We start from the raw sequence: 13,264 nt of genomic DNA on the forward strand, positions 1-13,264 counted from the left end.
AGAGTCATATACTAAAACAGAATAAAAACACTGAGAATGAAAACCTAAGCAAGTGCTTAGGTTTTTTGTTATATTTAGTTCTCAAAAATTGAATAAAGAATAAAATTGCTGAAATACCACATATACTTTCAAACAAGTAATGTCATAGTAATTTTATTAGGTATATAAACTAGTTATAGTGCTTTATGACAAACTACTCTCAACAATACTTTGGAAAAGACTTAGATTATTTAACATTTCAAGATATAACTGATTTTTTTATCGAAGAAAAAGAGGAATCAGATAAGATTGAATTTAAAGCTTTTCACCCAGACTTTGGGAATTTTAATAAAAATTTAGAAGGAGTGATTCGTGGAATTTGTGCATTTCTAAATTCAAATGGAGGCATTTTGATCTGGGGTGCACCACTAGGTCAAAAAGTTGATGAAAGAATTATTTTTAAAGGTGACTTATCACCAGTAACTGAATTTAAAGAAAAAGATGCCCTAATAAGTAAAGTATCTGATTCAATCACACCACTTCCTATTAATATAAATGTTCAAATACTGGAAAAAGACGGAAGTTATTTATATATATTTGAAACTCAAATAAGCACATATAGTCCTCATCAATTTAAAAATACATATTGGGCACGACTTGATGGACAAACCAAACCTGCACCGCATTATTTAGTAGAAGCTCTTTTCAAAAAAATTAGCTACCCCAACATAGAGGCATACATTAATTTCAATAAGTTCGGTACTCTACCAGATGGAAAATGTTATTTGGATATTGCAATACTGGTGTTCAATTTTTCTGAATTACAAAACGCTCATAATTTAACCTATCGTCTGATGTGCGGTCAAGGTATTTTTGCTGGAAGTTTAAACCCAAACACAAGTAATAATTATATTTATGAAGGTCATATGTATGTTCATAAAAATTTAAACGAGATTTTACATTTTGGCGCACCAGATAGAAATACTCAGAAAATTATATTTAATATGGACACGTTAGCGGATGAGCACAATTACGAAATGGATTTGATTTTAACTTTTGGAGGAAGAAAATCGCCACTCAAACTTTCAGAATACAAATTGGATTTTAGTGCTAGTATCGCAGCAAATAATCCAGTAGGCATTATTAAGAGTTTGAGTGAAAATAAACTAATGTCGGAACGCCAAAGAGAAATAGGCTCAACGAGAGAAAATCAATTAGAGAATATCCTAAAGAGGTAATGCAGTATAACAACACATAGCTAATAAGAGCCAAAATGTATGGTTAGTACTTATTAATAAAGACCCCAAATTTTTTAAACTTGGCTTTTAAGAATTACAAGTTAAAAACAAAATATAAAAATTCGTATCTGTACTCTTCCGTAAAGTTAACATCTTTTTACACGCTACATTTCATATACAAAACGTTAAAACACAAAAAACTCCAGCTGTTATTTACAGCTGGAGTTTTTGATATAATTTCATTGTTTCTTAAAACAACTCTTCTACTTCAACAGTTAAGTTATTAATAAAGCTTTCTGCATTTTTAATATCGTTATGCAATACTCTATCGTCGTTTACTAAAGGTACATCTTGTCTAAACATTCCCACAAAAGAAGCTAAGAACTCAGAGGTGTTGTGCTTCCTAAAAGACAATCCTTGTGAGGCATTCATTAACTCAATAGCTAATACCGAACACACATTGTCAATTACTTTTTTAGCTTTTACAGCTGCATTTGCTCCCATACTTACATGATCTTCTTGTCCGTTACTCGACACAATAGAATCAATACTCGATGGTGTACAGAATTGCTTATTGGCACTTACAATACTTGCTGCTGTATACTGTGGAATCATAAATCCACTATTCAATCCTGGGTTAGAAACCAAAAAGGCTGGCAATCCTCGTAATCCAGAGACTAACTGATAGGTTCTTCTTTCTGAGATATTCCCTAACTCAGCAACAGCAATTGCTAAATAATCTAACGCTAAGGCTAAAGGTTGCCCATGGAAATTCCCACCAGAAACAATAATATCTTCATTAACAAACACATTCGGGTTATCGGTTACCGAATTAATTTCTGTAACAAATGTTTTCTTCACAAATTCTAAGGTGTCTTTCGTTGCTCCGTGAACTTGTGGCATACATCTAAATGAATACGGATCTTGTACGTGTTCTTTTAGTTGTTGAATCAATTCGCTACCGTCTAGTAATTCAGAAATACGTTTTGCAGTAGCTAGTTGTCCGTTGTGTGGACGTACTAAATGAATCAACTCATTAAAAGGTTCTATTCTTCCATCAAAAGCTTCTAAAGAAACTGAACCTATTACATCTGCCAAGTATGATAATTTATAGGCTTTTAATAAATTATGTACTCCATAAGCACTCATAAATTGAGTTCCATTTAACAATGCTAACCCCTCTTTAGATTGTAAATTGATTTTCTCCCATCCAAACTTCGCTAACAACGCTTCGCCTGAAATTCGCTCTCCTTCTACATGTACTTCTCCTAAACCTATTAATGGTAACGATAAATGCGCTAACGGTGCTAAATCTCCTGAAGCTCCTAATGACCCCTGCGTATAAACAACAGGAAGAATATCGTTATTGTAAAAATCAATCAAACGTTCAACTGTTGCTAATTGCACACCAGAATGTCCATAGCTTAACGATTGAATTTTTAACAACAACATTAACTTTACAATTTCACTTGGTACTTCATCACCTGTACCACACGCGTGACTCATTACTAAGTTCTCTTGCAGCTGTTGTAAATTTTCTCCGCTAATCTTCACATTACATAGCGAACCAAATCCTGTATTAATTCCATAAATTGGGTCGCTATGAGTTTTCATTTTTTCATCAAGATATGCACGACATTTTTCTATCTTTTTTCTTGATTCATCTGATAATGAAAGTTTTTTATCTAGTAACAAAATACTATGAATATCCTCCAAACCTACTGGTTGTGAACTTATTATATGTGTAGTATTCATTTTATTATTTTTAAGGTGTACAAAGAACCTAAAAAAAGATATAATTTCAAGGTCTTTTCTCTTAAAAAATAAGCCAGCATTCAAATAATATGTTAAAATCTTTGATTAAAACGTTAAAAAAACTAACTTCGGCGCCTTAAACACCATAATCACCTAAACCTTAAATGATGAAAAGATTAGTACTTTTAGCCCTTATAGGAGTAAGCGTAATCTCATGTAAGAAAGAAGAACCAGTTAAAGATTATTTAGTTTTATCTGGTAAAATTGAAAACTTTAAAAAGAGAGATGTTACCTTAACTGGTTTTCAATTTGAAAAGAAAATAAAATTTGATAAAAAAACAGGTTTCTTTACAGACACTTTAAAAATTGACAGAACTGGATTTTATACATTAATATGTGATAAAAGACCTATTAATTTATACTTAACAAAAACAGACGACACAGGGATTATTTTTGACTATAAAAACCCTAACATAATTAATTTTGAAGGTGCAAATGCAAACATTGATGATTACTTTCAACAAAAGCAAAAAACTTGGGAAGAGATATTAGTGAATGCTAATAAATTATTCTCACTAGAAGAAGAAGAGTTTTTAACTAAAATAGAAGAGTATAAAGATGCATTAACAGAACTTTCTATTTCAAAAAAATTACCAGCAGAGTTCTTAAAGCAAGAAGTAAAAAACATTGATTATGAATGTTTAAGAAACTTATACAATTATCAAGACTACCATGCTACTTTAACTGGAGATAAAGATTTTAAAGTTTCGGAAAATTTCCCTAACCCATTAGAAAACTTTAACTATAGCAGTGGTAATGATTATATGGATTCTTACTCATATAGAGCTATGCTTGAAGCTGAGTTAAAGAACATTGCCAAAGAGAAAAATAAAGAAGGGGAAGATTTACCCTTAACTTATTTAGAAACAGTTCAAACAGAAGTTACCGATACGATTGTAAAAAATGATTTATTATACAATAGCGCTGAAAGCAGTATAACATACACTAGTGACTTAAAAGAGTTTTACAGAAAGTTTATGGCATATTCAACAAATGAAGCACATAAAAAACAGGTTACTGCAGAATATGATATGTTAAAAACAACAGCTAAAGGACAACCTGCCCCTAAATTTAAAGACTACGTTAATTACAACGGCGGTACAACTTCAATGGATGAATTATTAGGTAATGGTAAGTACTTATTTATTGATGTTTGGGCTACTTGGTGTAGTTACTGTAAGAGAGAAATTCCTTTATTAAAAAGGATGGAACAAGAGTACCATGGTAAAAACATTGAATTTGTAAGTATAAATGTTGATGACAAAGGCAACGAAGAAAAGTGGAAAGAAACTATCCAAGATAGAGAAATGACTGGAATACAGTTAATGGCAGGCGATAGTCACTTAAAATTAGAATGGGCTCAAAACTTTTTAATTAAAGGATTACCTAGATTTATCTTAATTGACCCTGATGGAAACATTGTGAGTCCAAATGCTCCATTTCCTTCTGAAGGAGAGAAATTAGTAAATATGTTTGAAGAATTAGGTATATAAAAACCTACTCCATAAAATAAAAAAGACCGCTAAAATTTAGCGGTCTTTTTTATTTTTTTAATTATTAAAATCGGTTGTCTCCATCCAAAAGATCTCCTAAACCTCCCAAAACACTACCTTCTCCTCTATCTCCTTTTCCTGTTTGTGGAGCCATTGCTAACACTCTACCTGCTAAACGACTAAATGGTAACGATTGAATATATACAGTTCCTGGTCCTTTAAGAGTGGCAAAAAATAAACCTTCTCCTCCAAATATGGTGTTTTTAATTCCACCAACAAATTCAATATCATAATCTACACCTTGAGTAAATCCTACAATACAACCGGTATCTACTTTTAAAACCTCACCCGGTTGCAAAACTTTCTTTGCCATAGTACCTCCAGCATGCACAAATCCAATTCCGTCTCCTTCCATCTTTTGCATGATAAAACCTTCTCCTCCAAACAATCCTCTACCTAAACGTCTTGAAAACTCAATCCCGATTGACACTCCTTTTGCAGCACATAAAAAAGCATCTTTTTGGCAAATAAATTTCCCTCCAAATTCGGTTAAATCGATAGGTATTATTTTTCCTGGATATGGAGAAGCAAAAGAAACTTGCTTTTTTCCTTGACCAGTATTTGTAAATACGGTCATAAATAAACTTTCTCCTGTTAAAATTCTTTTTCCCGCTGAAAAAATCTTTCCTAATATTCCTTTATCTTGATTTGAGCCATCACCAAAAATGGTATTCATAGTTACACCAGCATCCATCATCATAAAGCTACCGCTTTCAGCGACAACTCCTTCTTGCGGATCTAATTCTACTTCAACATACTGCATTTCTTCTCCAAAAATGCGATAATCTATTTCGTGTGCGTTCATAATTTTTTAGTTTTATCTATTAGACTTCAAAAACCGCAGTTTGTTACGATTTTACTTTCAAACTCCATTCGTATTCAAACTTAGATACAGAAATTCCTTCCTCATTAAAACCTTCAGAAGTAACGGTTACCGTTTGCCCTTCTCCAGTATCAATGGCTTTTTGTATAGTAGTTCTAATTAACTCACCATCGTTGCATTCAAAACGAATTTTACCCGTAGCTTTTTTAGTAAACGTTCCATTCATATTGGTAACTAACATCGATATCTTTTTGTTAGACTCAGCTATTTCTTTCATCACCAATATTCCTGTTGTGAGTTCAGACGCCATTCCTTGAACTGCCCAAAACATAGACTTAAAAGGATTTTGATTTACCCACCTATGAGTTACTTTAACAACCGCTGTATCCTTTGAAAGCGACTTAACTCGTACTCCTGTTAAAAAAGCTGAGGGTAATTTAAAAAATAAAAAGGCATTAATCTTTCGAGGTGTAAACTTCATTTTTTTCAGTATTTATGGGCAATGTACTGCTTTTTTATTCAATTACATAAAATTATTTAAATGTTAAATTACGTTAATTTTAGTACTATGTATTGCATAATACCATTTAAAAGATATATATTTGCATTGTAAAGTATTATATAATTCATTTTATCATGCAACACAATAACCAAAATACCAACGCTTTTTTAATACATATATCTGCATTTGCAGGGTACTTGTTTCCTTTAGGGAGCATTTTAACACCTCTAATATTGTGGCAAACCTTAAAAGAAAGAAGTACTTATTTAGATGAACATGGAAAAGAAGCTGTGAACTTCAACATCAGCTTCGGATTGTACATTTTTATTTTAAGCGCCTCTTTTATTCCTTTCTTTTTCGGAAACTTATTTAACTGGTTTAATGGGGTTGACTTCGATTTTGATGGACATCATGGATTTAGAGGTTTGTTCGGATTTATAGGAATAGCTTCTTTAGCAGGTATTATTTCACTTATTAAAATAGCATTAATCATCATAGCAGCGATGAAAGCTAACAAAGGAGAAATGTATCATTATCCTTTTACTATAAAATTTATAAAATAACCATAAACCGCATTACATGAAGATAGAAAACACAAAAGCACAAATGCGTAAGGGCGTTTTAGAATATTGCATCTTATCCATCTTACAAAAAGGTGATGCTTATACTTCTGAAATACTCTCTAACCTTAAAAGTGCAGAAATGATTGTGGTTGAAGGAACCATTTATCCGCTACTTACCCGCTTAAAAAATGCTGGTTTGTTAAGTTACCGATGGGAAGAATCAACCTCTGGACCTCCAAGAAAATATTACGTCCTAACAGAAAATGGCGGAATGTTTTTGAAAGAATTAGACAAAACATGGATTAATTTAGTAAACGCTGTAAACCAAGTAACAAGCACAAAATCAACTAAAGATGAATAAGACAATAAATATAAATTTAGGCGGATTTTTCTTCCATATAGATGAAACTGCCTACCAAAAATTAAAACGCTATTTAGATGCTATAGCACGCTCTTTAAACGATGATCCACAAGGAAAAAATGAAATTATTGCTGATATAGAAGCTCGTATAAGTGAGTTATTATCAGAAAGAATAACCGATGCTCGTCAGGTAGTAAACGAAAGCGATATTGATGAAATTATTGCTATTATGGGACAACCTGAAGATTATGCTGAAGCTGAAGAAGCTTATAACGAAAGTACTTCATACAACTACAAAAGAAACGCCTCTAGCAAAAAAATGTTTAGAGACGGTGATGATAAGTTTTTAGGTGGGGTTTGTTCTGGACTTGGACACTATTTTAATATTGATGTAGTTTGGATACGTTTGGCTTTCCTTGTTTTAACCTTAGCTGGGTTTGGTTTCGGAATTATAGGATACATTGTTCTATGGGTTATACTGCCTGAAGCTAAAACTACTTCTGAAAAATTACAGATGGAAGGTGAAGCGGTAAATATTGATAACATTGAAAAAAAAATTCGAACTGAATTTGAAAACCTTTCTTCAAAGGTAAAGGAAGGCGCCCATGAATTATCAGATAAGATTTCGAATGCTGATTATCAAAAGCTACGTAACCAAACGAAATCAGGATTACAAGATTTTTTAGATACTATGGGTAAAATTATACTAACTCTATTTAAAGTGTTTGGTAAATTCATGGGCGTTTTACTAATCTTTATTGCTGGTATTACTATTATTTCACTATTGTTAGGTCTATTCTCAGTTGGAAGTTTGGAGTTTCTAAATTTTGATGGAGACATCATTCACTATCCTCCATTTTTCTACGATACAGCAATGCCAAAATGGTTACTAATGACCTTTTTATTCTTCTTAATAGGAATTCCGTTCATTGTACTATTCATTTTAGGATTACGAATATTATCACCTAATGTAAAAAGATTAAGTACCGCTGCTATCCTAACTTTATTTGGACTTTGGTTAGTATCATTATTAGCAATTGGCTTTTCAGGAATCGAATATTTTACTACCCATGCTTATGATGGTACTCATGTATCAAAACATAGCATTACCTATAACCCAGAAGAACCTTTAAAAGTGCGTGTAGTAAACGATGATAACATTTATTATCTGCACAATTTACGTAGCAGAGACAATTCTTTAACCGTAACTGTTAATGATAAAGAAATGAAATATTCAAACGATGTGAATATTGATGTTCGTAAGAGCGAAACAGGCAATGCCTATATCGAAATCAAGAAAAGCTCGGAAGGAAGAAAACGTGATAATGCCAATAACAATGCAGAAGCTATTGAATATAAATTTAAAAGCGACAACAATACGATAGTTTTTGATGCTTTCTTTTTAAGTGAGTACAAAAACATCTGGAAAGATGAAGAAATAGATGCTGTATTGTACATTCCTGAAGGAACTACAGTATATTTTGAAGGATCGTCTCGTAATTTCTTAGACGATGTAAAAAATACCCAAAACATTTACGATCGAGATATGGCTAATCATCATTTTAAAATGACTTCTAAAGGTTTTGAATGTACTGATTGTAGTGAGGAAGATACTCATAATGATAACGATGATAGCTGGAACTCTGATAATGATGAAGATGTAAGCTTTTTATTTGACAGTACAATCAATGATGTAAAAGCTGAACTAATTATCACAAAAGAGACTACTAAAAAGCAATTAGAAAAACTAGCTGAATGGTTTAAAAACCGTAAGGATATTGACATTGATTTTTCCGATTCTGAATTTTACCCTGATGGAAAAATTAAAACCTACTCCTTAACAGTAGATTGTAATGATGGGTTTAACGGAGAAAGCACTTTCAAAGGGATTATTGTGAATGATGGTAAACATGGGTTTACAAGAAAATATAATGAAGAAGATAAAAGCTTAGCTTTTAAAATTTGGTAATCGTATAAACTGAAAAACTATGAACGATTTATTTGACTTCTTTTTTAAAGGAAATTTCTTTATGAAAATACTTACGTTACTATATACCCTATTGCTATCATGGGTAATGAACGGGCAAGTACAAGAAATTCCAAATTACAAACCTGTTGATCTTGATTTACATAATCAAATTGTGAAAATGGATAGTATTTTCTTCAACGCTTACAATACTTGTGATATACAAACACAAGCTGATATGTTAAGTGATAACATTGAGTTTTTTCACGACAAAGGAGGACTATCAACTTCTAAAAGTGAAATCGTGGCATCTACAAAAAAGAATATTTGTGGTAAAGTTACCCGTACTTTAATAAAAGGAAGTATTGAGGTATATCCTATACATCAATACGGAGCTGTGGAGATTGGATATCATAAATTTTTCAACAATCAAGAGCCCGATGCCAAATCTATTCCTAGTAAATTCATTGCTATATGGAAAAAAGAACATGACAAATGGCTTATGACTAAAGTTATCAGTCTGCATTAAAAATATAGTTGACACTAACAACATTAGTTCATTGGTTAGCTAACTCCGATGACACTAATACTTGGTTTTATTAGTTTAAAAGTCAAAGCTGCATAGCTTTGGCTTTTATTTTTTGTAGTAATCTAACCTTACTACTCCTCTTGTTTTAATATATTTGAAAAGAATAAAATTGCTAAAAACTTTTATTTATCCTACATAGTAAAAATATAATAGTAAGTTTATTTTACAGATAAACAAGTTACCCGCAAGTTGAAAAAAACTGTACTTCAAATATTGACATTAATAATATCGTTGAGTTCTATTGCTCAAATTAATGGAAAATTCAAGCATAACATTTGTGAATTTGGACCAAACTGTTTTGTTTATGAATTCAAGAAAAATGGAACTTTTGAATATCAGTATCATCAGGATATTCTTGGTAGTGGTATATTAACTGGAAAGTATCTAAAAGTTGGCGACACTCTAAAACTTAGACCTAACAAATTTCTCTATGCATCTGAGTCAAAAATTATTGAAAAAAATTATCCAAATACCGATTCGATAAAAATTCAAATTTCACTTCAAAGACTTTCTCCTAAAGGAAAAGTAAATATTGATAAATTGCATTGGTACATTTCAATTAATGATGGTGAATATATTGAAACTAATGAAAATGGAATGATTTTAATTTCTAAAACTAAGATTGAGAAAATAGAGCTTAAAGATATCTTTCAGGTTGAATTGAAAAATAGCAAACCAATGCTAAAATTGACTGACTCTATTTTCAGTCCGAAAACTGACAAAAATTATATTGAAATTTTTGCATCCGAAAGTGAGGAAAATGGAGATATGGTAATAACTGAATGGATGACAAAAATGTTTATCTTAAAGGGTAGAAAATTATATCCAATAACCTTTGAACCAGAAGTTGGACTTTTAGGACAGAAGAAAATATATTATAAAAAAACAGAATAAAAACCAGCTGGTAACAATGGCTATAAGTAATTACTTATTATCACATACTTCTGAAAATCTAGTAAGATTTTCAATTCAGTACATATTTGTAAAGTTAAGTACTAAACCACGCAACTTCTAATATCCAAAACCACCAACCACAAGCTAAAAACTACCATGATCAAACCTAAAAAATTACAACAAGGAGATAAAGTAGCTACAATTTCTTTGTCTTGGGGTGGTGCTGGAGAAATTCCAAGCAGATATAAAATTGGTAAAAAGCAGATACAAGATAATTTTGGGTTAGAAGTTATTGAAACTAAAAATGCCTTGAAATCAGCTAAATGGATTTATGAAAACCCAAAAGCAAGAGCTGAAGATTTAATGGAAGCACTTGAGGACACCTCAATAAAAGCGATTATTTCCAACATAGGAGGTGATGACAGCATACGAATGTTGCCCTTTATCGATTTAGATGTTATTAAAAGAAATCCTAAAATCTTTATTGGGTTTTCTGATTCTACGATAACACATTTTTGTTTCTATAAAGCAGGTGTAACCTCTTTTTATGGAACCTCAACTCTTGTTGGGTTTGCCGAAAATAATGGAATGCATCAATATCAAATAGCTGATATTAAACGAACCTTATTTTCGAATGAAATCATAGGTGAAATTCAACCCAATACAGAAGGTTGGACCTCTGAACGATTGGAATGGAACAATCCAGAAAACCAAACCATCTCAAGACAACTAACAAAATCTGGTGGCTGGAAGTTTTTACAAGGCACGAAAACCGTTTCAGGAGAATTGTTAGGAGGCTGTTTTGATGTTTTGGAGACTTTAAAAGACACAAAACTGTGGGTACAGCCTTCCGATTGGAAAGGTAAAATAATGTTTTTTGAAACCTCTGAAGCCATGATACCTCCTCATTATTTTCTTTGGATTTTAAGAAATTATGTTGCTTCAGGAATCATGCATAATATTAATGGACTAATCGTAGGTAGGCCTTATAACAATCAATATGTAAAAGAATATGAGGATGCTTTAATTAAAGTAATTAGAAACGAAGCTGGTTTAACAGACTTACCAATCATTACTGAAATGGATTTTGGGCACACCTGCCCTATTTTCACTATTCCTTATGGAATCAAAGCCAAAATAAACCCTACAAATAAGACTTTCTCGATAATTGAAAATGCTTTAGAAAAATAAAAATGAATACCAAATTAAAAATAATTGGAATTTGCGGAAGTGCTAGCCGAAATTCTGGAAATCTATCTATTTTAAAACACATCGCTAATTCTGAAAAATCAGAATTCGATATTGAAATAATTGAAGATTTAACTCAATTCCCTCATTTTAGAACGGAGTTGACAGATGAAGACACACCAGAAGAAATTGTTACCCTAAGAAATAAAATACATCATGCCGACGGAATTATAATCTGTACACCAGAATATGTATTTAGTATCCCAAGTGGATTAAAAAACATCATTGAATGGTGTGTATCTACTACAGTATTCTCTGACAAACCAACAGGATTGATAACAGCTTCTGCTAATGGAGAAAAAGGGCACGAAGAACTAAAATTGATTATGGAAACAATACAGGCCAACTTTACAGAAAACACTACTCTTTTAATACAAGGAATTAAAGGAAAGGTATCTCGTGAAGGAGACATAACCAATGAAGTAACAGAAGAAAAAATACTTGACTTTATTACCTCTTTTAAAAAACTAGTTAAAAAACAACAGATAATAATATAGCTAAGGCTATGATTAGTTAAACTCTTCCCAAATTACATTAATCTAAAACCATAAATGATTATTAAAATTATATTTGATAGCTAAACAAAACCATTATAACTAAAAAAACAATGTTATGAAAAAAACATTTTGGGCTTTAGCAATTATTCTTTCTACAATCAACTTATCAATTGCTCAAACTAAAAAAGAAAAATTCTTAGCTGAATTACAACAAGAAATACAAAAAGAAAAAATACCAGGTTGTGGAATTGTTGTCGTTAAAAATGGCAAAACAATAATTTCAGAGTCATTTGGAATGGCTGATTTTGCATTTTCAGTACCTGTTAATGATTCTACAATTTTCTCCATCAATTCTTTATCTAAAATATTTGCTGGCACAGCTATTATGCAATTAGTAGAAAAAGATAAAATCAATTTGTCAAATCCTATTTCTACATACTTAGACAACCTACCTGCTGAATGGCAAAAAATAACAATACGACAACTTCTAAGTCATACATCAGGACTTCCCGATATTGAAGACACAGAAAATGGTGGATTAATTGGTGGAAAAGGAGAAGAATTTGCTTGGGATAAAGTAACAAAAGAAAGTATTCGGTTTAAAGCTGGTGAAAATTTTGACTACATTCAAACCAACTATGTTTTAATTCTAAAGTTGATTGAAAAAATCAGCGGAATGAACTACTTAGAATTTTTGCAAAAAAGTCAATTTGATAAAATCGGAATTACCAATGAGATTGTTTTTGGAAGCTCTTTTGATGTGATAAAAAATAAAAGTACCACTTACAGTTATTATAAGAAGGACAAACTGACAAAGAAATATGTAAAGGGAGAAAAATTATATGAAATATCTGAAGAGTTCTCTCCTATTGTTTGGGCTGATGCTGGTGCATTCTCTACTGTAAATGCATTAAAAAAGTGGGTAATCGCTTTGAAGAGTGGCAAATTTATAAACCAAAAAAGTATTAAAGAAATGTGGACCGCTGTACCATTAAACAATGGAAAGTATAAAGGTTTTGGAGGTTTTTTAAATGGTTATGCTTATGGATGGCCCGTTATAATGAGAGACAATCACCCAGCAGTAGCTCCTATTGGAGGTGGACGAGCTTCTTTAATTGTTTATCCTGAGGATGACCTAATAATTATTCTTTTAACAAATTTAACGGGTAGTTCTCCTCAAAAAATCATCGAGAAAATAGCACATCATTATTGGGAATAAAAAACTAAGAAAAAAAA

Annotated in this window: 13 protein-coding genes; 10 read left to right on the forward strand and 3 right to left on the reverse strand. The window is 31.6% G+C overall.

Going from position 1 to position 13,264, the window contains the following annotated elements:
• Positions 1-185 precede the first annotated feature (185 nt).
• On the forward strand, positions 186-1,217 hold the full coding sequence (locus tag ACQY6M_RS01470) for an AlbA family DNA-binding domain-containing protein (RefSeq protein WP_428742917.1): 1,032 nt from the start codon (positions 186-188) through the stop codon (positions 1,215-1,217).
• Between the two features lie 249 nt (positions 1,218-1,466).
• Here the strand turns inward: ACQY6M_RS01470 and hutH are convergent, their stop codons facing one another.
• The gene (gene hutH / locus ACQY6M_RS01475; protein ID WP_428742918.1) at positions 1,467-2,972 is read right to left on the reverse strand and encodes a histidine ammonia-lyase; all 1,506 of its coding nucleotides are present in this window, start codon (positions 2,970-2,972) and stop codon (positions 1,467-1,469) included.
• A gap of 167 nt (positions 2,973-3,139) precedes the next feature.
• On the opposite strand from hutH, the gene ACQY6M_RS01480 reads away from it, so the two are divergent.
• On the forward strand, positions 3,140-4,525 hold the full coding sequence (locus ACQY6M_RS01480) for a TlpA family protein disulfide reductase (RefSeq protein ID WP_428742919.1): 1,386 nt from the start codon (positions 3,140-3,142) through the stop codon (positions 4,523-4,525).
• Between the two features lie 64 nt (positions 4,526-4,589).
• Here the strand turns inward: ACQY6M_RS01480 and ACQY6M_RS01485 are convergent, their stop codons facing one another.
• On the reverse strand, positions 4,590-5,390 hold the full coding sequence (locus ACQY6M_RS01485) for a TIGR00266 family protein (protein ID WP_428742920.1): 801 nt from the start codon (positions 5,388-5,390) through the stop codon (positions 4,590-4,592).
• Between the two features lie 43 nt (positions 5,391-5,433).
• Positions 5,434-5,889: a DUF4442 domain-containing protein gene (locus ACQY6M_RS01490; protein WP_428742921.1), complete on the reverse strand. Its 456-nt coding sequence runs from the start codon at positions 5,887-5,889 to the stop codon at positions 5,434-5,436.
• Positions 5,890-6,044: 155 nt separating this feature from the next.
• Here ACQY6M_RS01490 and ACQY6M_RS01495 point away from each other — a divergent pair, with 155 nt between their 5' ends.
• From ACQY6M_RS01495 to ACQY6M_RS01530, 8 genes are all read left to right on the forward strand, one after another.
• Positions 6,045-6,473, forward strand: a complete 429-nt coding sequence (locus tag ACQY6M_RS01495; RefSeq protein ID WP_428742922.1) for a DUF4870 domain-containing protein — start codon at positions 6,045-6,047, stop codon at positions 6,471-6,473.
• 16 nt (positions 6,474-6,489) lie between these two features.
• Positions 6,490-6,834 carry a PadR family transcriptional regulator gene (locus ACQY6M_RS01500; RefSeq protein WP_133534515.1) on the forward strand — a complete coding sequence of 115 codons (345 nt, stop codon included), beginning with the start codon at positions 6,490-6,492 and terminating at the stop codon, positions 6,832-6,834.
• Complete coding sequence (locus ACQY6M_RS01505) at positions 6,827-8,803, forward strand: PspC domain-containing protein (RefSeq protein WP_428742923.1); 1,977 nt, start codon at positions 6,827-6,829, stop codon at positions 8,801-8,803. Before ACQY6M_RS01500 ends, ACQY6M_RS01505 begins: the two co-directional genes overlap by 8 nt.
• Positions 8,804-8,822: 19 nt before the next feature.
• Positions 8,823-9,329 (forward strand): nuclear transport factor 2 family protein, encoded by a 507-nt coding sequence (locus ACQY6M_RS01510; RefSeq protein ID WP_428742924.1) that lies wholly within the window; start codon positions 8,823-8,825, stop codon positions 9,327-9,329.
• Between the two features lie 273 nt (positions 9,330-9,602).
• Positions 9,603-10,283 (forward strand): hypothetical protein, encoded by a 681-nt coding sequence (locus ACQY6M_RS01515; RefSeq protein ID WP_428742925.1) that lies wholly within the window; start codon positions 9,603-9,605, stop codon positions 10,281-10,283.
• Positions 10,284-10,439: 156 nt separating this feature from the next.
• Positions 10,440-11,474 carry a S66 family peptidase gene (locus ACQY6M_RS01520; protein ID WP_428742926.1) on the forward strand — a complete coding sequence of 345 codons (1,035 nt, stop codon included), beginning with the start codon at positions 10,440-10,442 and terminating at the stop codon, positions 11,472-11,474.
• Between the two features lie 2 nt (positions 11,475-11,476).
• Positions 11,477-12,028, forward strand: a complete 552-nt coding sequence (locus ACQY6M_RS01525; RefSeq protein ID WP_428742927.1) for an NADPH-dependent FMN reductase — start codon at positions 11,477-11,479, stop codon at positions 12,026-12,028.
• 115 nt (positions 12,029-12,143) lie between these two features.
• Complete coding sequence (locus tag ACQY6M_RS01530) at positions 12,144-13,247, forward strand: serine hydrolase domain-containing protein (RefSeq protein ID WP_428742928.1); 1,104 nt, start codon at positions 12,144-12,146, stop codon at positions 13,245-13,247.
• Positions 13,248-13,264 lie beyond the last annotated feature (17 nt).

Origin of the sequence: Tenacibaculum sp., from assembly GCF_050290165.1 — a bacterium.
Lineage (GTDB): Bacteria > Bacteroidota > Bacteroidia > Flavobacteriales > Flavobacteriaceae > Polaribacter.